Source organism: Sphingobium sp. YBL2, from assembly GCF_000943805.1.
Lineage (GTDB): Bacteria > Pseudomonadota > Alphaproteobacteria > Sphingomonadales > Sphingomonadaceae > Sphingobium > Sphingobium fuliginis.
This window is the reverse complement of sequence record NZ_CP010954.1, coordinates 618,492-643,774: the sequence shown is the minus strand read 5'-3', so window position 1 is coordinate 643,774 and position 25,283 is coordinate 618,492. Positions and strand designations below refer to the sequence as shown.

Genomic DNA, 25,283 nt, shown 5'->3' with positions numbered 1-25,283 from the left:
ATTAGCGGCGCGGTGTCGTGTAGAGGCTGTTCATCCCCTGGAGTGCCATCCATGTCGAATCCGTCCATGTTGAAGAAGATCGTCCTTCCGTCCCTGCTGGCCCTGGGGCTCAGCGGCTGCGCCACGGCTGTTCCACCGGTGGAGGTGACGCGGTTCCATATCGACGATCCGGCGCGCAACGGGACCATCGCCGTCGAGGAAATGGCCGGCAACCCCGATGTCGGCCTGGAATTCCGCACCTATGCCGCCGCGATCGAGCAGGAATTGCAGCGCGTGGGCTTCACCACGGCCGCACAGGGGGCGAAGAGCGACTATGTCGCGCTGGTGAGTTTCCGCCGCACCTTCCGCGAACCCGAAAGCTATGGCGCCAATGGCAAGCCGGTAAGCGTCGGCGTGGGCGGCGCCGTGGGCAGCGGCGGCTATTCCGGCCTGGGGCTGGGCATCGGCATCAACCTGTCGGGCAAGCCCAAGGGGCAGGTCTTCACCGAATTGCAGGTGCAGATACGCCGCCGCGCCGATTCGACCACCATCTGGGAGGGCCGGGCGCAGACTGGGGCGCGGGAGGGAACGCCCGCATCGCAGCCGGGTTTGGCGGCGCAGAAGCTGGCGACGGCATTGCTGGGGGGCTATCCGGGCGAATCGGGGCGGACTATAACCGTCAGATGAGCATCTCGATCACAAGCGCCTTCGACAGCGGCAATATTCGCGTTCTTTCCATTTCCGCCACGTCCGCAGGCGTCCGCGCCGAGCTGGAGATCGTTAAGGACCGGCAGAGCGACTTCTACCAATGGTTCCACTTCCGCGTGGCTGGCGTGGCCGGGCGGGAAGTCGAACTGGCGATCGTCAATTGCGGCGCGTCGGCCTATCCCGACGGCTGGCCAGGCTATAAGGCGCGCTATAGCGAGGATCGGGAGAATTGGCTGCTGGCGGACACCGGCTATGCCGACGGGACGCTGACGATCCGTCTTTCGCCCGACAGCAATGCGGTGTGGCTCGCCTATTTCGCGCCCTATTCGATGGAACGGCACCATGATCTGGTCGCCTGGGCGGCGTCCCAGCCGGGGGTGGAGCATCGCGAACTGGGGCTGACGCTCGACAGGCAGCCGCTCGACCTGCTGGTGCTGGGGGAAGGACCGAAGAAGGTCTGGCTCTACGCCCGCCAGCATCCGGGCGAAAGCATGGCCGAATGGTGGATGGAGGGCGCGCTGGAGCGGCTCTGCGACGAGGAGGACGCCGTGGCGCGGCTGCTGCGCAGGGAGGCGACCTTCTACATCGTGCCGAACATGAATCCGGACGGCAGCCGTCGCGGCCATTTGCGGACCAACGCCGTGGGCATCAACCTCAACCGCGAATGGCATGAGCCGTCGATGGAGAAGAGTCCGGAGGTGTTCCTGGTGCGCGGGGCGATGGATGAGGTCGGGGTCGATTTCGCCATGGACGTGCATGGCGACGAGGCTATTGCGGCCGTGTTCCTGGCCGGGTTCGAGGGCATCCCCTCCATCACGGAGCGGAAGTCGGCCTTGTATCGCCGCTATCGCGACACGCTGGCCGCCCGGACGCCCGATTTCCAGACGAGGAAGGGCTATCCCACCGCGCCGGCGGGCAAGGCGAACTTGTCCATGTCCACCAACCAGTTGGCCGAGCGCTTCGGCGCCGTGGCAATGACGCTGGAAATGCCGTTCAAGGATAATGACGACCTGCCGGACGCCGATTTCGGCTGGTCGCCGGCCCGATCGATCCAACTCGCCAAGGACTGCCTGGGCGTGCTGGCGGAGATGATCGACGAAATCTGAACCCGGCCGGCCGCGGTTCAGCCGAAGAGATCGCCCAGGAAATCGGCCATCGCGCGGAAGCTGCGGCGGTCGGCTTCGGGATTATAGGCCAGGCCCCTTTCGGGCATCTTCGCGTCATGGTCGGTGAAGGCGTGCCCGGTATGGCCATAGGCATGGATCTGCCAATCGCATCCCGCTTCGGTCAGTTCCTTCGCCAGCGCGACCGTGGCTTCCGGCGGCGCGATCGGATCGTCCCAGCCGTGGCAGATCAGCAGCCGCGCGGTGATCTTCGCATGGGGAAGGGGCGGCGCATCATAGACGCCGTGGAAGCTGACGCCGCCTGCAATATCCGCTCCTGAACGGGCAAGGTCGAGCACGCATTTGCCGCCGAAGCAGAAGCCGATCGCCGCGGTCCGGCTCTCGTCCGCCTCATCGAGCGATTTCAGCAGCGCATGGGCGGCGTTCGTCCGGTCCCGCAGCAAAGTGCGGTCATCATTGAGTTCGGCCATGTAGCGGCCCATGTCCGGATCGGCCCGGCTGGTCCGCTTGCCCTGGCCGAACACATCCGCGACGAGCACGGTGTAACCGATCGCCGCGACCTTTTCGGCATAGGCGAAATCGGCCTCCTTGGTGCCCAGAACATTGGGGAAAAGCAGGATGGCCGGACGCGGAGCGGCGGCGGCATCGTCGAACACGGCCATGCTCTCGAACTGACCGCCAGGGCCTTCATGCACGGTGACGCGGCGGGTGATGGTCATGAAAGGCTCCTTGCTTCGGGGTCGGGACGCATGTTGGGATGCCATGCGGGATTGGCAAGATTGGGCCAGTTGCGGATGTTGACACCTCGCCTTCAAGGCGAGGGGCCTAATGGCGGGAAACCGCCCTATCGACCATGGATGATCCGCACTTTCGATGCAGCCTCGGCCGCGACGGCGCGGGCCTGGTCTGCGTCGATCGCGCGGGCCAGGGCGACGCCCATGCGGCGATAGTGGCGGGTCGTCGGCTTGCCGAACAGCCGCAGATCGACTTCCCCACCGGGCGTCGAGAGCGCTTCGGCCAATCCTTCGAACCGAAAGTCATCCGATTCCCGATCCGCCAATATCACCGCCGAAGCCGCGGCCCCATGCAGCGTCACTTCCGGCACCGGCAGGCCCATGATCGCGCGGGCGTGAAGATCGAATTCGCTCCAGTTCTGGGAGATCAGGGTCACCATGCCGGTATCGTGCGGCCGGGGCGAGAGTTCGGAGAAGATGACATCCTCTCCCTTCACGAAGAATTCCACGCCGAAAATGCCGTAGCCGCCCAGATTGTCGACCACCTTGCGCGCCATGTCCTGGGCGGCGGCCAGCGCGCCGCCGGACATGGGCGTGGGCTGCCAGCTTTCCTGATAGTCGCCGCGTTCCTGCCGATGGCCGATAGGCGGACAGAAGCTGACGCCGTCACGGCTGCGCACGGTCAGCAGCGTGATCTCATAGTCGAAGGCGATGAATTCCTCGACGATCACCCGGCTGCGGTCGCCGCGCATGTTCGCGACTGCATAGTCCCAGGCGGCTTCCAGTTCTTCAATCGTGCGGACCGTGCTCTGGCCCTTGCCGGATGAGGACATGACCGGCTTGATGACGCAGGGAAGGCCGGTATGCGCCGCCCCCGCCCGCACTTCCTCCAGCGTTTCGGCGTAGCGATAGCGGGAGGTGCGCAGCCCCAGTTCGACCGCGGCGACTTCGCGAATGCGGTCGCGGTTCATGGTCATGATGGTGGCGCGGGCCGAAGGGACGACCGTCACGCCGCGCGCCTCGAAATCGGCCAGGACCTCGGTGCGGATCGCCTCGATTTCGGGGACCACGAAGTCGGGCCGATGCTTTTCGATGGCTTTGGCGAGCAGGTCGGCGTCAAGCATGGAGAAGACTTCAAACCCGTCCGCCACCTGCATGGCAGGCGCCCCCGCATAGCTGTCGCAGGCGATGACCTGCGCGCCGAGGCGCTTGGCGGAGATCACGAATTCACGACCCAGTTCGCCCGAGCCCAGAAGGAGGATCTTCGCGGTAAAGGCCATGGCGGGACTCCTCGGAATGGACATCTTCAGCGCATTCAGCGCAGCGTGCTCCTGTCGGCGCAGGAACACGTCATTTCTATTCTTTAAAGTTCAGCGTCCATCAGTGCCGGGAAGAAGCCCTCATGGGCGCTGCGCAGGTCCGCCAGCGCCACGCCCGCCACCTTGTCGCCGCCAGTCGTGCCGATGCGAAGCGCGCCTGGAATGTCCACCCCCTGGGCGGCGGCGACGATGTACCGGCCCTGATCCTCGCCAAAGGCGCTGGCGGTCGTAAGGGCGATGCTCAGCTCCGCCCCGATCTTCCCGGCCAGCGCCATTTCCGTCACCGCGACCAGCAGGCCGCCGTCGGAAATGTCATGCACCGCATTGACCTTGCCTTCCGCGATCAGCGCCCGGACGGTTTCGGCATGGGCACGCTCCGCCGCCAGATCGACCTTCGGCGCCTCGCCCGCTTCCCGGCCGGCAATCTCGCGCAGCCAGATCGACTGGCCGAGATGGCTGCCTTCCCCGCCGATCAGCCAGATGGCGTCGCCCTCATTCTTGAAGGCCACGGTCGCCATCCCGTCGATGTCCTGGAGCAGGCCGATGCCGCCGATCGCCGGGGTGGGCAGGATCGCCGATCCGCCGCCGGTCGCCTTGGATTCATTGTACAGGCTGACATTGCCCGACACGATCGGGAAATCCAGCGCGCGGCAAGCCTCCCCCATGCCTTCCAGGCAGCCGGTGAACTGCGCCATGATCTCTGGCCGCTGCGGATTGGCGAAGTTCAGGCAATTGGTCACGGCGAGCGGCGTCGCGCCGACGGCGCTGATGTTGCGATAGCATTCCGCGATCGCCTGCTTGCCGCCCTCATAGGGGTCCGCATAGCAATAGCGCGGCGTGCAGTCGGTGCTGATCGCTATGCCCTTCCGCGTGCCATGGACGCGCACCACCGCCGCGTCGCCGCCGGGGCGCTGCACCGTGTCGGCGCCCACCATATGATCGTACTGCTCCCAGATCCAGCGGCGAGAGGCGATGTCAGGCGATCCCATCAGCCTGACGAGATCGGCGCCGATGTCGGCGCTCTCGCTGATCTCGCCCAAGGGCTGCACGCCCGACCAGGCCTTATATTCATCCTTCGCCATCGCCGGACGGTCGTAGAGCGGCGCATCGTCGGCCAGCGGAGCCAGCGGAATGTCGCACACCGTCTCGCCCTTGTGGACCAGCACCATGCGGCCGGTATCCGTCACATGGCCGATCACGGCGAAGTCCAGCTCCCACTTGCGGAAAATGGCTTCGGCAAAGGCTTCCTTGCCCGGCTGGAGCACCATGAGCATGCGCTCCTGCGACTCCGACAGCATCATCTCATAGGCGGTCATGCCGGTTTCGCGCTGCGGCACATCGTCCATGTTGAGCTGGATGCCGACGCCGCCCTTGGACGCCATTTCCACCGAGGAGGAGGTGAGGCCCGCCGCGCCCATGTCCTGGATCGCGACGATCGCGTCGGATGCCATGAGTTCGAGGCAGGCTTCGATCAGCAGCTTTTCGGTGAAGGGATCGCCGACCTGCACCGTCGGGCGCTTGGCGTCGGCGTCGTCGCCGAAGTCCGCCGAGGCCATGGTCGCGCCATGGATGCCGTCACGGCCGGTCTTCGAACCCACATAGACGATCGGATTGCCGATGCCCGAAGCGGCGGAATAGAAGATCTTGTCCGTTTCCGCGACGCCCACGGTCATCGCATTGACCAGGATGTTGCCGTCATAGGCGGGGTGGAAATTCACCTCGCCGCCCACGGTCGGCACGCCGACGCAATTGCCGTAGCCGCCAATGCCATGCACCACGCCGCTGATGAGGTGCTTCATCTTCGGATGGTCGGGCCGCCCGAAGCGCAGCGCGTTCATGTTCGCCACCGGCCGCGCGCCCATGGTGAAGACGTCGCGCAAAATGCCGCCCACGCCCGTCGCCGCGCCCTGATAGGGTTCGATATAGCTGGGATGGTTGTGGCTCTCCATCTTGAAGATCGCGGCCTGGCCGTCCCCGATGTCCACCACGCCCGCATTTTCACCGGGGCCGCAAATGACCTGCGGCCCTTCCGTGGGCAGCTTCTTCAGATGGATCCGCGAACTTTTGTAAGAGCAATGCTCCGACCACATCACCGAGAAAATGCCGAGTTCGGTGAGATTCGGCTCCCGGCCGAGCGCGTTCAGGACGCGATCATATTCTTCCGGGGAAAGCCCATGGTCTGCGACGACCTGCGGCGTGATCTGGGATGCGGTGCTGGACATGTGCGCGCCTTTAGCGGGGGAGCGCCCGATAGACAATGCTGAGGCTCGCGCCCGGGCGAAAACATGATAGCTTTCCCGGCCGGACGAAAAAAAGGGGAGTTGCCCATGGAATGGATGCTGTTGCCGCTTCGTCGCTACGCCAAATTCTCCGGCCGGGCGCGGCCGCGCGAATATTGGATGTTCGTCCTGTTCCTGCTGCTCTGTTATATCGGCGTCGCGATGGTCGAGGGGATATTGGGCCTCAGCACGACCGATCACTGGTTCCAGCGCGGCCCCTGGTGGGCGGGCGCGGGCTACAGCACCCGCGGTGGTCCGCTGACGGGGCTGTTCACACTGGCGATGATCATTCCCCATATCGCGGTTTCCGTCCGCCGCCTGCACGATACCGACCGCAGCGGCTGGTGGCTGCTGATCGTCTTCTTCCCGATCATCGGCAGCATCGTCCTGCTGATCTTCTTCATCATGAGCGGCACGCGGGGGCCCAACCGCTTCGGCCCCGATCCGGTCGAGGTGGGAGAGCCGGAATTGCGTTGAGCGCGTCGGTCCGGGCGTGCATGATTGGGCGGTTCAAGCCATTCCCCCTCCAGCAGGCGGGAGGGGAATGGCGTCGATTGGCCACATTCTCGCAAACCCAAAGAAAAAGGCCGGCCTCCATGGGGAGGGCCGGCCCGTACTTGCAGGAAAACGGAAAGGATCAGGCCTTGCAGCTCAGCGCGCTCTTGCCCGGCAGGGTGGCGGTGATCTGCTTGCCCGAGCCCTCGACCTTGAAGCCGCCGCCTTCGAAGGGCTTGCCCGCCTCGGCGGCGGTCAGCTTCGTGGGGGCGCCGTCCTTTTCGGTGCGCACGTTCACCGTCTTGTCGTCGCTCATGAAGTCGACGAAGATCAGGCTGTTGTCCTTGCAACGATATTGATGGCTTTCCTTCACCATCGGCGGCAGTTCGACGGGAGCGGCATTGGCCAGCTTTTCGGCCATGGGATCGGCGGGGCCGCCCACCACTTCGGGTTCGTCATTCTTGTTGCAGGCGGACAGCAGCGCAAGCGCCGCCACGGAGATCAGGGGGAGATGATATTTCATAGCGGTCCTTCTATGTGCACTAGCCACGCCAAGCGTCAACGCAAAACTGCCACGAGTCCGCCAGCCAGTGGCGCGACGTCATGACGTTTTCGTGAATGGCGGCCGGAATCGGCCCCCAGGGCCCATGCGGGCTTGACCGGGCGGGCGGGGGTCGCCAATGCAGGGACATGGCGCAAGACAGCATGACCCATGAGGGCGATCCGTCGCAGATGTCGTTCGAAGATGCGCTGCGCGCGCTCGAATCGATCGTCCGGCGGCTGGAGAGCGGGGATGTGCCGCTCGACGAATCCATTTCGCTCTATTCGCAGGGCGAGGAACTGCGGAAACGCTGCATGGAACGGCTGCAGGCGGCCGAAGCGCGCATCGCCAAGCTGACGATCGACGCCGGCGGCGCCGTGACCGGCGCTCAGCCCTTCGGTTCGGACTGAGCGTGCAGCGTGCGGGAGAGGCGGCCATGAGCGGACCCGACTCCGCCTCGCCTCGGTCGATTGGTCTGGTGGCCGACCGCGCTGCGGCGGTGGCGGCCGACATCGACCGCCTGTTCGACGCGCTGCTGGCGGTTCCCGACGACCCGCGCCGGCGCCTGCACGAAGCGATGCGCCATGCGGCCATGGGCGGAGGCAAGCGGCTGCGTCCGCTGCTGGTGCAGGCGGCCAGCGACCTGTTCAACATCTCGCGGGATTCGGCGCTGCGGGTTGGCGTCGCGGTGGAATGCATCCATGTCTATTCGCTGGTGCATGACGATCTTCCGGCGATGGACGACGACGATCTTCGCCGGGGCAAGCCGACCGTGCACAAGGCATTTGACGAGGCGTCGGCGATCCTCGCGGGCGATTGCCTGCACGATCTGGCTTTCGAAGTGCTGGCGGACGAGGAGACGCATCCCGATCCTTTCGTCCGGGTCGAGCTGGTGAAGGCGCTGGCCGTCGCCAGCGGCACCAGCGGCATGGCGGGCGGCCAGATGATGGACCTGGAGGCGGAGAAGACCAGCTTCGACCTGCCCACTGTCACGCGGCTCCAGCAGTTGAAGACCGGCGCGCTGATCGGCTTCTGCGTCGATGCGGCGGCGATCATGGCCCGCATCCCGCCGGAGGGGCGGACGCGCCTGCACGGCTATGCCCGCGACATCGGCCTTGCCTTCCAGATCGCGGACGACCTGCTTGACGTCGAGGGGGACGCCGTTCTCGCCGGCAAGGCGCTGGGCAAGGACGCGGCGGCGGGGAAGGAAACCTTCGTCTCCCTGCTGGGGGTGGAGCGGGCGCGGGAACAGGGCCGCCTGCTGGTCGAGCAGGCGAAGGCGCATCTGCACGGCTTCGGGCCGGAGGCCGACCTGCTGCGCGCCATTGCCGACTATATCGTGGAAAGGGATCGTTAGGGGCATGAGCAAGCAGAGGGTGGGGGTCTATCCCGGGACATTCGATCCGATCACCTTGGGTCATATGGACATCATCCGGCGCGGCGCGAAGCTGGTCGATAAGCTGGTGATCGGCGTCACCACCAACATCTCCAAATCTCCGATGTTCTCCGACGATGAACGGCTGGATATGGTGCGGCGCGAATGCGCGGGCATCGACACGGAAATCGTCGTCACGGGCTTCAACTCGCTGCTGATGGACTTTGCCGAATCGCAGGGGGCGAGCGTCATCATCCGGGGCCTGCGCGCCGTCGCTGACTTCGAATATGAATATCAGATGGCGGGGATGAACCAGCAGATCAACGGCCGGGTCGAAACCGTTTTCCTGATGGCGGACGTGTCGTTGCAGCCGATCGCTTCCCGTCTGGTCAAGGAAATCGCGCTCTATGGCGGGCCGATCCACAAATTCGTCAGCCCCGCCGTGCGCGAGGAAGTGGAGGCGCGGGTCGCCGCCATCGGCCTGAAAGGGCAGGGCTGAAGGCTCCACTCAGCCTTCGTTCAGTTGCCAATCGCGAAGAGGGCGCTATCAGGGCAAGTTCGCACCTGGGCAAAATTTGAGGAAAGCTTCATTCATGCGGTTCACGTCGGCGCTCAAGACCGTGGCGATCGGTTTCGCTCTCTATGCATCGAGCAGCGCGGCCCTGGCCCAGGGCGGCGGTGGGCGCAATGCCGAGGAGATGAAGAAGGAGGAGGCGGCCGTGCGCGCGGAGCAGGCCGCCAAGCAGCTCGGCCTCGATCCCGCTTCCAAGCTGCCGCCGGCCACGGTGCCTGTCGATCCCCAAAATGTCTGGGATCTGGACCTGTCGAGCGGCGGCCGCGTGCGCATCCAGTTGCGTCCCGACATCGCGCCTGGCCATGTCGAGCGGATCAAGGAGCTGACGCGCCAGGGCTTCTACAACGGGCTCAAATTCCACCGCGTCATTCCCGGCTTCATGGCGCAGGGCGGCGACCCCAAGGGGGACGGGACCGGGGGGTCGACGCTGCCGGACCTGAAGGCCGAATTCAATCCGATGCCGCACCTGCGCGGCACCGTCTCCATGGCCCGCGCCCAGAGCGAGGACAGCGCGAACAGCCAGTTCTTCATCGTCTTCCTGCCGCGCATGCAGCTCGACAAGAAATATACGGTGTTCGGCCGCGTGATCGAGGGCATGCAATATGTCGATGCCATCCATCAGGGCGAACCGCCCGCCGATCCGACCATCATCCTCCAGGCCTCGATCGAAAGCGACGGCAGGCCGCCGGTGACGGCACTGCCGACGCCGCCTGCTCCGCCCACGCCCTCGATCGTCGCGCCGCTGGCGAAGAAGCCCGCGCCCGCAAGGAAGCCGGCCGCGCCGAAGAAGAAATAGTCAGGCCGGGTGAATGCGTGCTCCTGCGAAGGCAGGAGCCCAGTCCCGCCGCCTGAACTGGGCTTCTGCCTTCGCAGGAGCATTGGATATGCTGTTCTAGAGCATTCGACCATGCGCGTAGATCTGTTCGATTTCGACCTCCCGCCTGAAAGCATCGCGCTTCGCCCTGCTTCCCCGCGCGACGCGGCCCGGCTGCTGCTGGTGCCCGGCGACGCGCCCTTCCAGGACCGCATCGTGCGCGATCTGCCCGACCTGCTGCGCGCCGGCGACGTGCTGGTTTTCAACGACACCAGGGTCATTCCCGCCCAATTGGAGGGGATGCGCGGCCAGGCCAGGGTCGGCGCCACGCTCCACAAGCGGCTGGGTCTGCGCCAATGGCAGGCCTTCCTCCGCAACGCCAAGCGGGTGCGCGATGGCGACTGGATCGACTTCGGCAATGGCGTCACCGCTGTGGCCGGCCCGCGCGACGAGGACGGTGGCGTCACGCTCCGCTTCGAGGGTGAGGAGCCGGTCGAGCTGTTGCTGGAACGGGCGGGCCGGATGCCGCTGCCCCCCTATATCGCCAGCAAGCGCCCGACCGACGAGCGCGACCGCAGCGATTACCAGACCATGTTCGCGCGGGAGGATGGCGCGGTCGCCGCCCCCACGGCGGCGTTGCACTTCACGCCCGAATTGATGGCAGCGGTCGAAAAAGCCGGCGTCCGGACCGAAACGCTGACGCTGCATGTCGGCGCCGGCACCTTCCTGCCGGTAAAGGCTGACGATACGGACGATCACCGGATGCATGCCGAATGGGGGCGGATCGACCAGGCGACGGCGGACCGCCTCAACGCCGCACGGGCGGCCGGCGGCCGGCTGATCGCGGTCGGTACCACCAGCCTGCGCCTGCTGGAAAGCGCGACGGGGGAGGACGGCATCATCCGTCCTTTCGCGGACGAGACGCGGATATTCATCACGCCGGGCTATCGTTTCCGCGCAGTCGACGGGTTGATGACCAATTTCCACCTGCCCAAATCGACCCTGTTCATGCTGGTAAGCGCCTTGATGGGTACGGAGAAAATGCTGTCGGTCTATCGGCACGCCATTGATCGCGGCTATCGTTTCTACAGCTATGGCGATTCCAGCCTGCTTCTGCCCCAGCCTTAAGGCCGCTCATGTTGATGCTCCATCGACCGCGGATGGGGCCTCCCGTTTTGCAAGGCGGTCCAAGGAATGAAAGTCGCACTGGCGCGCTGCCCTGTCTCGCGTTAAGTCTTTCTTTGATGACGATTGACCCGCTGGTGCTGTTGCAGGCTTACGCGATCGGCGTGTTTCCCATGTCCGACGATCGCGAGGCGGAGGAGGTGTACTGGATCGAGCCGAAGCGACGGGCGATCATGCCGCTCGACGGTTTCCACATCTCCCATTCGCTGGCCAAGACGATCCGGCGGGAGCGGTTTCGGGTCACCGCCAATCGGGATTTCACAGGCATCGTCCGGCTCTGCGCAGAAGCCGCGCCGGACCGCCCGTCCACCTGGATCAACCATCCGATCGAGCGTGCCTATCGCCATCTGCATGAAATAGGTTTCGCCCACTCTGTTGAGGTGTGGGAGGGGGAGGAACTGGTCGGCGGCCTTTATGGCGTGGCGCTGGGGCGGGCCTTTTTCGGGGAAAGCATGGTGTCGCGGCGCGCCGATGCGTCGAAGGTGGCGCTGGCCTGGCTGACCGCCCGCATGCGTTTCGGCGGTTTCACCCTGCTCGACTGCCAGTTCATGACCGATCATCTGCGGTCATTGGGTGCGATCGAAATCAGCCAGCGCGACTATCTTCAATCATTGGCGGGCGCGTTGGACGGCGTGGCGCTGGGGGCGGGGCGGGGCGTGCTGGCGGCCGGTTCCGGCGTCTGGGCGGAGCTGGCATTTTCGCCGCTTGCCGGGGACGCCTTGGCCCGCGCGCCGTCCGACACTTCGCCCTTGTCGCCCAGCTTCACCGTATCGGGACCGGTTTCCGGCCATGACATCGTGCAGCTCCTGACCCAGACGTCGTAGACCGGGTGCTGCACGACATTGCGGTCGGGCCGTTCCCGGAACAGCCAGCCGGAAAAGTTGCGGCGCCATTTATTGTCGGCGGTGCTGCGCACGTCGAGCTGAACGAAGGCGCCGGTTTCCTGCACATTTTCCCAGGGCGCCGTGGTTTCGCAGGCCTGCAGCCGAACAATGGCATCGCCCACGCGCAGCGCTTCGCCCGGCTTCATCGTCAGGTCGGTGGTGATGCCGTTGCGCTTGTTGAGCAGGCCGATCACCGCCACCCGCTCGTTCATCGGCGTGCCGGTGAGGGGAGACTCGTCGCCATTGCGGATCTTCTGCCCCTCGATGCGGACAGGACCGCCCTGGTTCTGCGTCGGCAGATCGTCGCCGCCGCAACCGGCCAGTACCAGGGTGCAGCCGAGAATCGGCAGGAAACGTCCCGCCGGGCGCCGCATCATGATGCGTCGGGGCTCCACGCCTCATAATCGCCGGTCGCCTTCTGGCGCAGGCCGCCCTTTTCCAGCGCGCCGGTGGGGCGGTAGGCCTGGGCCGTGCCGGTGGCGTTGGGGGTGAAGTCCCTTTCCCAGATGCGCGGGGGCGGCAGGAAACTCTCCGGCGCGCCCTCGATCGAATGATGCAGCCAGCCATGCCATTCGGCGGGCACGCGGCTGGCGTCGTTCGCGCCATTATAGATGACCCAGCGCCGGGTCAGTCCATTGGGGTCGGTGCCGCCTTCATAATAGACATTGCCCTGATGGTCCTCACCCACCTTCGTGCCCTTGCGGGAGGTGTAGAGCGAGGTGCCGATGGTCGCGCCATCCCACCAGGTGAAGATCTTGCCAAGGATTCCCATGGGCGAAGCGCTTAGCCGTTGCGGCTGGCGCTTGGCAAGGCGGTTCTGGTCAGCGGGGGCAGAAATTGAGGGGGTTTGACGAGGACGGCCGGTCGCAATCGCCCCAGGTGACGCGGTCGCCTTCCCTGATGCCCAGCTCCGCCGCCCTGCCGCCGCGCAGTTCGAGGACGGCGGCGACCGGGATGCCGGCGGAGACCGGCTCGCGGGAATAAGGGGCGGCGTTGGCCTTCAGGAAGGCGATGCTGCCGTCGGTGTGGATGAACAGCATGTCGAGCGGGATCAGCGTGTTCTTCATCCAGAAGCTGGCCGTGCGGGGCGGTGACATGGGGAAGAGCATCCCGGAATCGGGGGCGAGCGACTTGCGGAACATCAGGCCCTGTTCCTGCTGCTGTTCGGTAAGGGCGAGTTCGACGGTGAAGCGGTGAGCGGTTTTGGCGGTGTGGATGGTGAGGGGGAGGAGGGTGGTTTGCCCGGTGGCGGTGGGCGCGGCGGTGTTTTCTGCTTTGGGGGCGGATGGGGAGCAGGCGGCCGGGAGAATTGCAAGCAGAAGGAGGAGAAAGGGCTTCATGGGGGTGAGGTATCACAGCCTGGCGGTTAACAAACAGGGTGCTGAGCGGTTACTCATCCGCTTCCGGCACTTCCCCCGGCGCGGCGTCGGTCCAGCGGCGGGCGGTGGCGTAATCATGGCCGGCGCGCAGGAAGGCGGCAATCCATTTTTCCCGCTGCTTTAGGTCCGGTCGTTCCTGGGCATAGGGGCCGATCCGCTTGCGCCGGGCGAAGCGGTCGGCGGCGGACCAGCTTTCCCTTTGGGTCTGGGCGTGGGCTTCCACCCGGTCGGCTTCCGCTATGCCATCGGCGCGCAGGGTTTCCGCGACCCGGCGGGCGCCATAACCGCGGCGGCTGAGCGCGCCGCTTTTCATCACGGCATAGCCGGCATCGTCGACATAGCGCAATTCGCTCAGCCGATCGACCAGCGCCTGCGGATCGGCGGGGTCTTCGCCGCCCCAGCCGCGTTCCTTGATCTTGCGGCCCAGATAGGCGAGCAATTTGGCCCGGCTGGTGGCGAAGCGCGCCACATAGCGCAGCGCAAGTTCGCGCATGGCCTCTTCATCGAGCGGGGCAGGAGGGCGTTTGCCGGTCATGGCAATGCTTCATGCCTGTTGCGCCTTGATTATGCCACAGTCGGGCCGGAATTTTACCGCCCCTTTTGGGGTAAAAGCCCAAGCTGGAATGCAACTATCCGGTGCAAAGCGGCTTGAAAGCTGTTAGCGGCGCGCCGGAATATGACAAACATGACATTGGGTGACACCAATATGACGGGTTCGCAAAGCATGATGGCACCGACGCCAACCACCGACGATCTGCCCCGCCGTTTCTCGGACTTCGAGACGCTGGGCGAAGCGCTGGACTATGCTGCGACCGGGCGGCGCGGCCTGAACTTTCACGACGCGCGGGGGAATCTGGCGCGACCCTATCCCTTTGCGGAGCTGCGCGAGGACGCCGTCGCCTGCGCCCACCGGCTGATCGCCCATGGGGTGAAGCCGGAGGATCGCGTGGCCCTGGTGGCGGAGACGGGCCCGGATTTCGCGCAATTGTTCTTCGGCATCGTCTATGCGGGCGCCTGGCCGGTGCCGCTGCCGCTGCCGACCAGCTTCGGCGGCAAGGAAAGCTATATCGACCAGTTGAACGTCCAACTGTCGAGCTGCGACCCGATGCTGTTCCTCTTTCCCAAGGAACTGGAGGAGATGGCGGGGGAATCCGGCCGTCAAAAGGCGGTCGAGAGCATCGCCTTCGAGGATTTCATCGCGCGGGAAGCCGTGCCCTGCGATCTGCCGCAGGCGAAGGGCGAGGAGATCGCCTATCTGCAATATTCGAGCGGTTCGACCCGCTTCCCCCATGGCGTGGCGGTGACGCATCATGCGCTGCTCAGCAATCTGGCGGCGCACAGCCATGGCATGGAACTGGTCGAGAGCGACCGCTGCATAAGCTGGCTGCCCTGGTATCATGACATGGGTCTGGTCGGCTGCTTCCTGTCCGTCGTCGCCAACCAGGTGTCGACCGACTATATGAAGACCGAGGATTTCGCCCGGCGGCCGCTGGCGTGGCTGGACCTCATCAGCCGGAACGAGGGCACCTCGATCAGCTATTCCCCGACCTTCGGCTACGACATTTGCGCGCGCCGCATGTCGAGCCAGACCAAGGCGCAGGATCGTTTCGACCTGTCCCGTTGGAGGCTCGCGGGCAACGGCGCGGACATGATCCGCCCGGACGTGATGCAGAGCTTCGTCGATGCGTTCGGGGACGCGGGGTTCAGCCCCAAGGCGTTCCTGCCGAGCTATGGCCTGGCCGAGGCCACGCTGGCCGTCACCATCATGCCGCCGGGCGAGGGCATCATCGTCGAACTGGTGGAGGAAACCGACCTTTCCGGCGGCGACGCGACCGAAGGCCGGCCGCAGCGCTTCCGCTCGATCGTCAATTGCGGCAAGCCGGCGCGCGACATGGTCGTGGAAATCCGGGACGAGGATGGAGCGAAGCTGAACGAGCGTCAGATCGGCAAGGTGTGGACCACCGGGCCGTCGCTCATGGTCGGCTATTTCCGCGATCCTGAGGCGACCGACGCCTGCATGGTCGACGGCTGGCTGGACACGGGCGACATGGGCTATTTGAGTGACGGCTATCTTTATATCGTGGGCCGCGCCAAGGACATGATCATCATCAACGGCAAGAATCACTGGCCGCAGGACATCGAATGGGCGGTGGAGCAGCTTCCCGGCTTCAAGCAGGGCGACATCGCCGCCTTTGCCATCACCACGCCGGGCGGCGAGGAAGCGCCCGCCGTGCTGGTGCATTGCCGCACCTCCGACAATGATGAGCGTACCCGGCTGCGCGACCAGATCCGCGAACGCGTGCGGGCGATCACCGGCATGAACTGCGTGGTCGAACTGGTGCCGCCGCGCACTTTGCCGCGCACCAGCTCGGGCAAGCTCAGCCGGTCGAAGGCGCGCAACCTCTATCTGACCGGCGAAATCCGGCCCTACGACATCGCCGCCTGACCCTTTGCCGCGAACCGACCGGCCGGGGGCCGCTTTTTTCATCTGCTTTTGACGGCCGTTACGGATTGATAACCGCTTGCTGTTAATCCGGCCGGGTGAGACGCGGGCAAGGGCCATCTTCTGAACAGGCTTCGCGGGAGCGAATATCGCTTCGGGCGATGATGGGTCTTGCCGTCGTGCCGGGCGATGCGGCGGAGCGCGTCCTTGCCGCCCAATTGCGCTCGGCCGATCATGTCGCGCTGCTGAGGCAGGCGATGAACCTCTTCGGCTTGCTGTTCCTGTGGCAGGTCTTCGGCGATCACGGCTCCGTGCCGGGGCTGATGGTCTGGAGCGCCGCGCTGGTCCTTTCCATGGCCGTCGGCGCCATCCTGCGGCGCAGGCGCAATGGCGCGGCGGCAAGCGCGACCGATCTCAGGGTCCATGGCTTCACCGGCCTGCTTCACGGCCTCGTCTGGGCGGCGTGCATGATGACGCTCTCGTCCGGGCACGGCGCCGCGCAGTTGGTGGCGCACTGGACGCTGATCAGTTGCATCATGGTCTGCGGCGCGATCAGCTATGCCGCCACTCCGCTGGCGGCGACCGGCTTCCTGCTGCCCTGCATCGTCGGGCTTGGCGCGCTGTTCGATCCGCGCGACCAGACGCCGCTGCTTGCCCTTGCCACCAGCTATGCGCTGTCGCTGCTGGTCGGCTGCTTCCTTTATGCACGGACCTTCGCCCGGCAGCACAGCGCCAGCGTGCAACTGGAGGAAAAGAGCGAGGTCGTCAGCCTGCTGCTGCGCGAATATGAACATGGCGCGTCCGACTGGCTGTGGCAGACCGATCCCGCGCGGCGGTTGAGCGGCGTGTCGCCGCGCCTTGCCGAAATGCTCGGCCGTACACCGGCCGAAGTGGAAGGCGTGCTGCTGGTGCAACTGCTGGCTGGAAATGCCTGGGAAAGCGGCCTGTTCCCGACCGAGCTGCATGCGCTGGCGGATCATCTGAAGCGGCGGGAAAGCTTCAGCAACATCGTCCTGCCGGTCGAGCTGGAGGGGGATGTGCGCTGGTGGGAACTGTCCGCCTCGCCCCGCTATGACGAGGGCGGCGCCTTTCTCGGCTTCCGGGGTGTCGGCTCGGATATTACCGAACAGAAGGAATCGGCGGAACGGATCGCGCAGCTTGCGCGGTTCGACCCGTTGACCGGCCTGCCCAACCGCACGCATCTGCGCGATGTGCTGGATCAGGCCATGGGCGGCGGCGGGACGGCGGGCGCAGGGCGCGGCGGCTGCGCCTTCCTGATGATAGACCTGGACCGGTTCAAGGCGGTGAACGATACGCTGGGCCACCAGATCGGTGACAAGCTGTTGACCCAGGTGGCGCGACGATTGCGGCATATCTGTTCCGGCGCGGAATTTTGCGGGCGCATCGGCGGCGACGAATTTGCCGTCGTCATCCCGCAACTGGGGGACAATCACGGCGTCGACAGGCTCGCGGCCCGGATCATCAACGGCCTTTCAGCCCCTTATCAGGTGGACGAACATACGCTTTACGTCGGTGCATCCGTCGGGTCGGCGGTGTCGCCACAGGATGGCCATGAATCGGAGGCGCTGATCCGCAGCGCGGACCTCGCCCTCTATCGCGCAAAGGGCGATGGCGGCGGCGTGCATTGCGCCTATGAACCGCAATTGCATGCGCAGGCGGAGGAGCGCCGCCAACTGGAACTCGCGCTGCGCGACGCGCTGGAGAAGAACCAGCTGCACGTGCTGTTCCAGCCGGTGGTGGAGGCGCAGGCGGGCATTGTCGTCGGGTTCGAGGCGCTGGTGCGCTGGACCCATCCGGACATGGGGCCGATCTCGCCAGCCAAATTCATTCCGGTCGCGGAAGAAGCCCGGTTGATCGGACCGATCGGGGAATGGGTGCTGCGGACCGCCTGCAAGGAAGCGGCATGCTGGCCCGACGGCGTGCGCATCGGGGTCAATGTCTCGGCCGAGCAGCTCGTCCATCCGAGCTTTGTCGGTGCGGTGGTGTCCGCCCTTGCGCAGAGCGGGCTGGAGGCGCGGCGGCTGGAGCTGGAAGTCACCGAAAGCGTGTTCGTCAACGCCGATACCGGGGCGCTCAAGATACTCGATCAGTTGCGGGGGCTGGGCGTTCGGCTGTCGCTCGACGATTTCGGGACGGGCTATTCCTCGCTTGGCTATCTCAGCCGCACACGTTTCGACACGATCAAGATCGACCGCAGCTTCGTCGTGGGCGCGGCGAACAACAGGGCGGAAAGCCTGGCGATCATCCGCGCGGTGGTCACGCTGGCGGACAGTCTGGGCATGGCGACCACGGCGGAGGGCGTCGAAACGGAGGCCGAACTGGCCATGGTCAGGGGCCTGGGCTGCCGCAAGGTGCAGGGCTTCTATTTCGGGCGGCCCATGCCGGCGGCCGACGCGGCGGCGCTCTTCCCCGGACATCAGGTGCGCGCCCGGGCCTAGGCTTCATCGCCGCGATGGAAGGACGCGACCCAAGATGCGCTCCGGAGTCCATCGAACATGGCGCAGTCTTGCCCGTCCGTCGCGGCAGCATGTTCGCCCCCATGCTGCTCTCGGCCCGCCCCTTATCCGCCGCTCTCGATCCGTAATTCCATCGCCTCGGGAAAGCATCCCCGCGCTTGCGATAATGGCCGGGAGCCTTCGATCGCCGCGAGGGCCGCGCGCCAGGCTCCGAAAGGCCGGCGATCCCGCGAAAGGAAGACGCCGCGCCGTCGGACTTTGCGGACCGGGCACAGTTGGAGAACCTCGCCCGGTCCTTATCGTCACGCCTTGGTGCATTCCCCTGCACGCTTGCCGGTGACGTCATGGGTGGTGCGCAGCACGGGCTGGCCGCCCTCGGTCCTCGTCATGGTGCTGCCCAGCGTCAGCGTATCGGCGGTGAAATTGCCCTCCAGCACGATTTCGGATGTGCCCTTGCCGGATGTGCAGCTCAGCGTAGCGATCAGGCGCCCCTTGCGGATCAGCTTGTCCTTGTAGGTGCAGTTCTTGCCCTCATCCCCGGCGAGAGCATTGGCGTCCGGCACGCCGGCGGCATCGACGGCGATGCAGGTCTTGTCCTCGCTCACCTGTTTCAGCGCGGCCTGATATTCGGCCGGGGTGACGGTGGGGGTATTATAGCCGGTTGTCTTGCGCGTCAGCGCCCATTCGCCCGCTTTCATGACGATCGGCGCTTCGGTCGTTTCGGGCGCGGGTTCCGGCTTGCTGCCGCAGGCGGCCAAGCCGAGAGCAAGCCCAAGCGGCAAGGCCGCCAGCGCGAATTTCTGCATATCCTCTCCCCTGTTCTCTGTTGGAACCGGTGCAGGCTCGCGCCAAGCCGTGCAAAGCGCAAGAGGAATCTGCTATCGCCTGCAGGCGCTTCGCTCACATCGCCTGCCCTTACTTCTCCGCGCAGGTCGTGCCGATCCACTTGCCGCTGGTCCTGGCCTTCATGCTCATGTTCATGCCATTGGGCGCACCGGTCATCTTCATGTCCATGTGCATCTCATAGCTTTCGGGCGCATAGCTGCCGGACATGACGGCGTTCATCGTGCCGCCCTGCGACTTGCAGCTTATCTCGCCCTTCACGGAACCGCCGCTGGCGTCGAAGCCCTTGTAGGCGCAATCCTTGTTCTCCTGCCCCGAGAACATCTTGCCGCTGGGGTTGGCGGCTTCCTCCGGCGAGACGCAATATTTGATCGAGGTGCGGCTCATCATCTTCTTCATCTGCTCTTTCATCTGGTCGCCGCCGCCGGGCATGTTCGGCATGTCGATGTCCTCCAGCTCATAGCTGCCCTCCCACTGGCCGGGCTTGAGCTGGACCTTCTGCACTTCCTGGCGGACCTCCTCGCGGGTTTGCGGCTCGCTCGCCTTCTTTTCGCCGCACGCCGCGAGCAGGGCGGTCGCTCCCGTCATGCCGATCAGGATGGAGAGTGTCGGACGCATAAGCTTTTCTCCCTGTTTCCACGCCGTTTAGGGCGCGACCATATCAAGGGAGGGGGAGGATGCAATGCGGAATGGGCAAGCCATATGTTCTTTATTTGTTCTAATTCTGATGCTATGCGTGTTCGACAATCGGGTGAGCGTTGATGGACTGGGAAGATGGAGAAGGGCCTACTTCGGCTCTTCGCGCGCCAGGGTGACCAGCCGGCGGTCTATCCGTCGCCGTCCGAAGGGCTGTTCGAACCGAAGCCCTGAAAGGGCGGAGGCGTACGGCTTTGCCGCTTCCCGGCACAAGAGAGCGTGAAGCCGATTGCGTCTCAAGCCAAAGGCCCCATATTCCGCTTATGTCTATCCAGATCCGCACCACGCTGGACGAGCCGGAGACCGGCGAAGGCTTCGTCCCCCACCGCCCCGCGCGCCCGGAAAAGAGCGAGGGTGGCAGGCCGTTCAAACTGGTGTCGGACTATGAGCCGTCGGGCGACCAGCCGACCGCCATAGCCGAACTGGTGGAAACCGCGCTGGCTGGCGAGAAGGACCAGGTGCTGCTGGGCGTCACCGGATCGGGCAAGACCTTCACCATGGCGAAGGTGATCGAGGCGTTGCAGCGGCCCGCTCTGGTGCTGGCGCCCAATAAGATACTGGCCGCGCAGCTTTATGGGGAGTTCAAGAGCTTCTTCCCGGAAAACGCCGTCGAATATTTCGTCAGCTATTACGACTATTACCAGCCCGAAGCCTATGTGCCCCGCTCCGACACCTATATCGAGAAGGAGTCGAGCGTGAACGAGGCGATCGACCGGATGCGCCATTCGGCCACGCGTGCGCTGCTGGAACGCGACGATGTGCTGATCGTGGCGTCGGTGTCCTGCCTCTACGGCATCGGCTCGGTCGAAACCTATTCGGCCATGACCTTCGCGATGAAGAAGGGGCAGGTCGAGGACCAGCGGGAGATCATCCGAAAGCTGGTCGCGCTCCAGTACAAGCGCAACGACGCGGCGTTCGCGCGCGGCAATTTCCGGGTGAAGGGCGACAATCTGGAGATTTTCCCGTCGCACTATGAGGACACCGCCTGGCGGGTCAGCTTCTTCGGCAATGAGATAGAGGACATCGTCGAATTCGACCCGCTGACCGGCAAGAAGGTCGCGAGCCTGGACTTTGTGAAGGTCTTTCCCAATTCGCACCACGTGACGCCGGGCCCGACGCTGAAGCAGGCGATGGAGGCGATCCGCTTCGAACTGGCGGAGCGCCTGAAGGAATTGCAGGCCGAGGGCAAGCTGCTGGAGGCGCAGCGGCTGGAGCAGCGGACCAATTTCGACCTGGAGATGATCGCTGCCACCGGCTCCTGCGCGGGGATCGAAAATTATTCGCGTTTCCTGACCGGCCGTCTGCCGGGCGAGCCGCCGCCGACGCTGTTCGAATATCTGCCGGAAAATGCGCTGCTGTTCGTGGACGAAAGCCACCAGACCGTGCCCCAGATCGGGGCGATGGCGCGGGGCGACCATCGGCGGAAGATCACGCTGGCCGAATATGGCTTCCGCCTGCCGAGCTGCATCGACAACCGGCCCTTGCGCTTCAACGAATGGGACGCGATGCGGCCGCAGACGGTCAGCGTCTCCGCAACGCCCGGGTCGTGGGAGATGGAGCAGACCGGCGGCACCTTCTCCGAACAGGTGATCCGCCCGACCGGCCTTATCGACCCGCCTGTCGAGATCAAGCCGGTGGAGGACCAGGTGGACGACCTGATCCATGAGGCGAAGGAGACGGCGAAGAAGGGCTATCGCACGCTGGTCACGACGCTCACCAAGCGCATGGCCGAGGATCTGACCGAGTTCATGCATGAGGCGGGGATCAAGGTCCGCTACATGCACAGCGATGTCGAGACGCTGGAGCGCATAGAGCTGATCCGCGACCTGCGGCTGGGGGTCTATGACGTGCTGGTGGGCATCAACCTGCTGCGCGAGGGGCTGGACATCCCCGAATGCGGGCTGGTCGCGATCCTCGACGCGGACAAGGAAGGCTTTTTGCGCTCCGAAACCTCGCTCATCCAGACGATCGGGCGCGCGGCGCGCAATGTCGAGGGACGGGTGATCCTCTATGCCGACCGCGTCACCGGATCGATGGAGCGGGCGCTCAACGAGACGTCGCGCCGCCGCGAGAAGCAGATGGCCTATAATCTGGAACATGGCATCACGCCCACCACGATCAAGCGCAACATCGGCGACATCATCGCCCATGTCGCGTCGAAGGATCAGGTGACGGTGGACACCGGGCTGGAGGACAGGCCGCACCTCGTCGGCCACAATCTGCGCGCCTATATTGAGGATCTGGAAAAGCAGATGCGGGCTGCGGCGGCGGACCTGGAGTTCGAGGAGGCCGGACGCATCCGGGACGAAATCCGCAAGCTGGAGGCGGAAGAGCTTGGCCTGCCCGCCGGGCAGCAGGTGGCGGCGCCGCGAGGACGGGCGACCGAGGGCAAGCCGGGAACGCGCAAACTGCGCTACGGGAAGGTGCAGAAGAAGTTCGGACGTTAGGGGCCGGGGAACCGTCCGCTTCTTGTTCGAACCCGCCATGCTCCTCGAAGGCGCTCGAACAAGACGCATGGTTCGTCAGAGCGCGGTTCCGCCGTCTGTGGACCATTGCACCGTGGAAACTGGGCTCCCGCCTTCGCAGGAGCACTTTGTGCCTCAAGAATAGCGGAATGGCCGCGATCCACCCGCCTTCCGTAGATCATGGCGTTTGAACGGGGCTTCCATACGCCGCTCCCTCTTCCGAACGCGGCGAAGGCCGCTCCCGACCCTTCAGGCCGAAAATCTCACCTGTCCTGGTCCTGATAGGCCATTTGCAAAATCCCCCAATGCCGTCCTCGAACATGGATGGAGGCGATGACCTGCTTCAGCAATATGACCTCACCCACGGCGTTCAGCCGCCGATAGGCCTTGATGCAGAAGGGTTGGGTGATCCTGCACTGCTCGCGCGTGTCGGGGAAATCGAAGATCAGGCCCTGGCGCGAATATTCGAAATTCCAGTTGTCGTCGCCCGGCCGCTGCGGATGCGACCGTTCCGGCATCGCGACCGCGCCGAAGCTGTTGCGGTCGGTGAAGGTCATGCCGAACAGCCCCGGAAAGACGCGCGCCCTTTCCTGCTGCACCCGCGCAGCGGGGATCAGCACCGGCTGGACCGGATGGCTATATTGCACCGGCTGCGTGCCGGGGATCGGCATGTAGGATTCGCTGAACAATTCGCTTTCCGTCAGCCGGCCCTCGACAACGGCCAGTTCCAGCGCGTCGCTTACCGCCTGCGCGGCATCCAGGCAGAAATCGATATAGGGCGTATCGGGTATCTCGACGCCGCTTTCCGCCACCAGTTGCAACAGTCGGTTGGTGTCGTCGCTGGCGGTCGAGATGCGGCCGGACAGTCTTTGCAGGCCCCCCGCATTGTCGGTGGAGGTGCTCGCCAGCGCCGCCAGCCCACCGCGAATCTCGCCCGCCGATCCGACGATGGAGGCGATGCGTTCGGCCACCCCCTCGCTGTTGCTGGACAGGTCTTCCATCAGCGCGCCGAGCCGTTCGACCAGCAGTTCGATATTCTTGGTGTCGTTAAGCGCCGTGCGCGCGGTTTCCGCGCCGTGGACGATGCCCTCCAGCATCTTGCCCGCCTCGCCGGTCAGCGCTCCGATGGACTGATCGATGGTCTGGGTGGCGGTCGCGGTTTCCTGCGCCAGCTTCTTGACCTCTGCGGCCACCACGGCGAAGCCGCGCCCGGCATCGCCTGCGCGCGCCGCCTCAATGGTCGCGTTGAGCGCCAGCAAATTGGTCTGGCTGGCGATGCCGCTGATCACGCTGGTGACATGGGCGACGGTCTTCAGCGCCTCGCGAAAACCGTCAAGCTGTGCGTGGACGCTGCTCACCCGCTCGATCAGGTCGACGAAATTGCTGTTGGCGTCCGACAATTGACGCCCGGAATCCTGGATGATGCTCCGCGCGGCCACAGCCTTTTCGCGCGCATCCTGTCCCGCCAGCGACACGCTTTCGCCATCCCGGGAAAGCTGCGCCGCCGCGCCGCTGATCGCCTCGATCGTGCGGGCCTGATTGGTGACGCGATCCGCCAGCTCGCTGATGTCCGCCTGCAGGTCGAGCGTGCGGATGCCCAGGTCGCCGGACAGCTTGGCCACCTTCATCACCGCCTGTTCGACGTTCCGGGTTCTTGCCTGGTTTTCCACGCCGTCCGGGCTATCGGACGTTGGTAAAATATCCGTTATCGATGCGGTGGGCCGTTATAGCGCGCCAGTCAGCGCCAGCACGACACCGGTGGCCACCAGCACCAGCCCCATGACCTCGCTCTGCTTCATCCGTTCGCCCAGGTAGAAATGACCGAAGCCCAGGGTGAAGGCGACCTCCACCTGCCCGACGATCCGCACCAGCGCGACCGGCGCAGTCGCAAAGCCGGTGAACCAGCATGCCGAACCGAGGGCGGACAACAGCCCGACCTGCCCCGAAATGCGCCAGCCGTGCAGCACCTTGCGCATTTCGCCGGGCTCGCGCAGCAGCAGGAAGCCGCCCTGCATCACCGTCTGCATCGCGACCGTCACGACCAGCACGATCAGCGCGGCCAGGACCGGGTCCGCGTTCGCGCCACCGGCGTCCACCTCCTGCGTTCCCCGCCGGATGGCGATCGCGGTCAGCGCAAAGAAGAAGCCAGAGGCGATGCCGCACAGCGCGGCCGGTTGCCCCAGCGCGCGGAGGAAGCCCGGCTTTTTGCCGCCGACCGACAGCAGCATGATGCCCGCCACGCCGCAGCCGATCCCCGCCCAGGCCAAGGGAGGCAGACGCTCCCCCATCAGCAGGAAGGATAGGATGGCCCCCTGCACCGCCTCCGTCTTGGAATAAGCCGTGCCGACGACGAAATTGCGATGGGCGAAGGCCATGATCAGCAAATTGGTCGCGACGATCTGCGCCAGTCCGCCCCCCAGGCAGAACAGCAGGAACGATGGATCGGGCGAGGGGAGCGGGCCGGGATAGATCAGCCGATAGCCCGCCAGCAGCATCAGCGCGAAGGGCAGGCCGTAGAGATAGCGCACCAGACCCGCCGCGTTGACGGACAGTTCCTTGCTGACCCGGCGCTGCACCGCCGTCCGCCAGGCCTGCGTCGCTCCCGCCAGCAGCGTCGCCGGAAGCCAGATGGGAAACGCCATCCTAGTCCTTCCCGGGATGGTGGAGGGGAAATGCGCAACCGTGGTGCAGAATATGCCGCGCCACATCGTCGAAATCCCGGATTATGTCATGAGCCTTGATCCAGAGCACCCTAACCCCCTGAGAACGCTCCCATGCGTCACGCTGGGCATCCTGCGCCATCTGCTCAGCATGGTCATGAAAGCAGCTGTCCGGCTCCACCGCCAACCGGACAGAGGCGCAGTGGAATCCAGCATAAAAGCCCGACCGGATGCTGTTCACAGCGCGATTTCGGGTGCGGCAAAGCGCGCCGCAATTCCCGCGCCTGCGCGACGCTCCTTCCATTCGGC

At 65.2% G+C, this 25,283-nt stretch carries 24 protein-coding genes and 1 pseudogene; 12 read left to right on the top strand and 13 right to left on the bottom strand.

Annotated elements, in window-relative coordinates; genetic code table 11:
- Positions 1–51 precede the first annotated feature (51 nt).
- Both TZ53_RS03125 and TZ53_RS03120 read left to right on the top strand, forming a co-directional pair.
- Positions 52–666, top strand: a complete 615-nt coding sequence (locus TZ53_RS03125; protein ID WP_083198934.1) for a DUF4136 domain-containing protein — start codon at positions 52–54, stop codon at positions 664–666.
- A complete protein-coding gene (locus TZ53_RS03120; RefSeq protein ID WP_044660382.1) occupies positions 663–1,793 on the top strand; it encodes a M14 family metallopeptidase in 1,131 nt (376 codons plus the stop codon). The genes TZ53_RS03125 and TZ53_RS03120 overlap by 4 nt, the downstream gene beginning before the upstream one ends.
- A 17-nt stretch (positions 1,794–1,810) precedes the next feature.
- Here TZ53_RS03120 and TZ53_RS03115 read toward each other — a convergent pair whose 3' ends face one another.
- The 3 genes from TZ53_RS03115 to purL all read right to left on the bottom strand — a co-directional run bounded on the left by TZ53_RS03115 (position 1,811) and on the right by purL (position 6,086).
- A complete protein-coding gene (locus TZ53_RS03115) occupies positions 1,811–2,530 on the bottom strand; it encodes a dienelactone hydrolase family protein (RefSeq protein ID WP_044660381.1) in 720 nt (239 codons plus the stop codon).
- Between the two features lie 125 nt (positions 2,531–2,655).
- Positions 2,656–3,825 carry a formate-dependent phosphoribosylglycinamide formyltransferase gene (gene purT / locus TZ53_RS03110; RefSeq protein WP_044662818.1) on the bottom strand — a complete coding sequence of 390 codons (1,170 nt, stop codon included), beginning with the start codon at positions 3,823–3,825 and terminating at the stop codon, positions 2,656–2,658.
- 83 nt (positions 3,826–3,908) lie between these two features.
- Positions 3,909–6,086 carry a phosphoribosylformylglycinamidine synthase subunit PurL gene (gene purL, locus TZ53_RS03105; protein ID WP_044660380.1) on the bottom strand — a complete coding sequence of 726 codons (2,178 nt, stop codon included), beginning with the start codon at positions 6,084–6,086 and terminating at the stop codon, positions 3,909–3,911.
- A gap of 105 nt (positions 6,087–6,191) precedes the next feature.
- On the opposite strand from purL, the gene TZ53_RS03100 reads away from it, so the two are divergent.
- Entirely contained in the window at positions 6,192–6,620 is a 429-nt protein-coding gene (locus tag TZ53_RS03100) for a DUF805 domain-containing protein (protein ID WP_025547513.1), read from the top strand.
- Positions 6,621–6,780: 160 nt separating this feature from the next.
- On the opposite strand, the gene TZ53_RS03095 is transcribed toward TZ53_RS03100, so the two are convergent.
- A complete protein-coding gene (locus tag TZ53_RS03095; RefSeq protein ID WP_025547512.1) occupies positions 6,781–7,161 on the bottom strand; it encodes a hypothetical protein in 381 nt (126 codons plus the stop codon).
- A 167-nt stretch (positions 7,162–7,328) separates the two neighbouring features.
- Between TZ53_RS03095 and TZ53_RS03090 the strand changes: the two genes are divergently transcribed.
- The 6 genes from TZ53_RS03090 (at position 7,329) to aat (ending at position 11,951) form a co-directional block, all read left to right on the top strand.
- A complete protein-coding gene (locus TZ53_RS03090; protein ID WP_025547511.1) occupies positions 7,329–7,589 on the top strand; it encodes an exodeoxyribonuclease VII small subunit in 261 nt (86 codons plus the stop codon).
- A 26-nt stretch (positions 7,590–7,615) separates the two neighbouring features.
- Positions 7,616–8,536, top strand: a complete 921-nt coding sequence (locus tag TZ53_RS03085) for a polyprenyl synthetase family protein (RefSeq protein ID WP_044660379.1) — start codon at positions 7,616–7,618, stop codon at positions 8,534–8,536.
- A gap of 4 nt (positions 8,537–8,540) precedes the next feature.
- Positions 8,541–9,053: a pantetheine-phosphate adenylyltransferase gene (gene coaD, locus TZ53_RS03080; protein ID WP_025547507.1), complete on the top strand. Its 513-nt coding sequence runs from the start codon at positions 8,541–8,543 to the stop codon at positions 9,051–9,053.
- Positions 9,054–9,147: 94 nt separating this feature from the next.
- Positions 9,148–9,924: a peptidylprolyl isomerase gene (locus TZ53_RS03075; protein ID WP_044660378.1), complete on the top strand. Its 777-nt coding sequence runs from the start codon at positions 9,148–9,150 to the stop codon at positions 9,922–9,924.
- A 111-nt stretch (positions 9,925–10,035) separates the two neighbouring features.
- Entirely contained in the window at positions 10,036–11,070 is a 1,035-nt protein-coding gene (gene queA, locus TZ53_RS03070) for a tRNA preQ1(34) S-adenosylmethionine ribosyltransferase-isomerase QueA (RefSeq protein WP_044660377.1), read from the top strand.
- Positions 11,071–11,186: 116 nt separating this feature from the next.
- Positions 11,187–11,951, top strand: coding sequence for a leucyl/phenylalanyl-tRNA--protein transferase (gene aat, locus TZ53_RS27825; protein ID WP_044660376.1), 765 nt, complete (start codon positions 11,187–11,189; stop codon positions 11,949–11,951).
- 35 nt (positions 11,952–11,986) lie between these two features.
- Here the strand turns inward: aat and TZ53_RS27820 are convergent.
- From TZ53_RS27820 to TZ53_RS03045, 4 genes and pseudogenes are all read right to left on the bottom strand, one after another.
- Positions 11,987–12,157, bottom strand: a pseudogene (locus TZ53_RS27820) (DUF2155 domain-containing protein); the annotation flags it as partial.
- 227 nt (positions 12,158–12,384) lie between these two features.
- Positions 12,385–12,783, bottom strand: coding sequence for an NADH:ubiquinone oxidoreductase subunit NDUFA12 (locus TZ53_RS03055; protein ID WP_025547500.1), 399 nt, complete (start codon positions 12,781–12,783; stop codon positions 12,385–12,387).
- 49 nt (positions 12,784–12,832) lie between these two features.
- The gene (locus TZ53_RS03050) at positions 12,833–13,351 is read right to left on the bottom strand and encodes a DUF192 domain-containing protein (protein WP_025547498.1); all 519 of its coding nucleotides are present in this window, start codon (positions 13,349–13,351) and stop codon (positions 12,833–12,835) included.
- A 49-nt stretch (positions 13,352–13,400) separates the two neighbouring features.
- Positions 13,401–13,925, bottom strand: coding sequence for a regulatory protein RecX (locus TZ53_RS03045; protein ID WP_044660375.1), 525 nt, complete (start codon positions 13,923–13,925; stop codon positions 13,401–13,403).
- Between the two features lie 150 nt (positions 13,926–14,075).
- On the opposite strand from TZ53_RS03045, the gene TZ53_RS03040 reads away from it, so the two are divergent.
- Positions 14,076–15,836 (top strand): fatty acyl-AMP ligase, encoded by a 1,761-nt coding sequence (locus TZ53_RS03040; RefSeq protein ID WP_044660374.1) that lies wholly within the window; start codon positions 14,076–14,078, stop codon positions 15,834–15,836.
- Between the two features lie 158 nt (positions 15,837–15,994).
- Positions 15,995–18,292 (top strand): putative bifunctional diguanylate cyclase/phosphodiesterase, encoded by a 2,298-nt coding sequence (locus TZ53_RS03035; protein WP_044660373.1) that lies wholly within the window; start codon positions 15,995–15,997, stop codon positions 18,290–18,292.
- 320 nt (positions 18,293–18,612) lie between these two features.
- Here TZ53_RS03035 and TZ53_RS03030 read toward each other — a convergent pair whose 3' ends face one another.
- Both TZ53_RS03030 and TZ53_RS03025 read right to left on the bottom strand, forming a co-directional pair.
- Positions 18,613–19,116 carry a DUF3617 domain-containing protein gene (locus tag TZ53_RS03030; RefSeq protein WP_025547492.1) on the bottom strand — a complete coding sequence of 168 codons (504 nt, stop codon included), beginning with the start codon at positions 19,114–19,116 and terminating at the stop codon, positions 18,613–18,615.
- 109 nt (positions 19,117–19,225) lie between these two features.
- On the bottom strand, positions 19,226–19,771 hold the full coding sequence (locus TZ53_RS03025; RefSeq protein ID WP_044660372.1) for a DUF3617 domain-containing protein: 546 nt from the start codon (positions 19,769–19,771) through the stop codon (positions 19,226–19,228).
- Between the two features lie 341 nt (positions 19,772–20,112).
- Between TZ53_RS03025 and uvrB the strand changes: the two genes are divergently transcribed.
- On the top strand, positions 20,113–22,296 hold the full coding sequence (gene uvrB, locus TZ53_RS03020; RefSeq protein ID WP_025547489.1) for an excinuclease ABC subunit UvrB: 2,184 nt from the start codon (positions 20,113–20,115) through the stop codon (positions 22,294–22,296).
- Between the two features lie 281 nt (positions 22,297–22,577).
- Here the strand turns inward: uvrB and TZ53_RS03015 are convergent, their stop codons facing one another.
- The 3 genes from TZ53_RS03015 to TZ53_RS03005 form a co-directional block, all read right to left on the bottom strand.
- Positions 22,578–23,942 carry a methyl-accepting chemotaxis protein gene (locus TZ53_RS03015; RefSeq protein ID WP_025547487.1) on the bottom strand — a complete coding sequence of 455 codons (1,365 nt, stop codon included), beginning with the start codon at positions 23,940–23,942 and terminating at the stop codon, positions 22,578–22,580.
- Positions 23,943–24,038: 96 nt separating this feature from the next.
- A complete protein-coding gene (locus TZ53_RS03010) occupies positions 24,039–24,956 on the bottom strand; it encodes a DMT family transporter (protein WP_044660371.1) in 918 nt (305 codons plus the stop codon).
- Position 24,957: 1 nt separating this feature from the next.
- A complete protein-coding gene (locus tag TZ53_RS03005) occupies positions 24,958–25,278 on the bottom strand; it encodes a DUF559 domain-containing protein (protein ID WP_229742335.1) in 321 nt (106 codons plus the stop codon).
- Between the last annotated feature and the right edge of the window lie 5 nt (positions 25,279–25,283).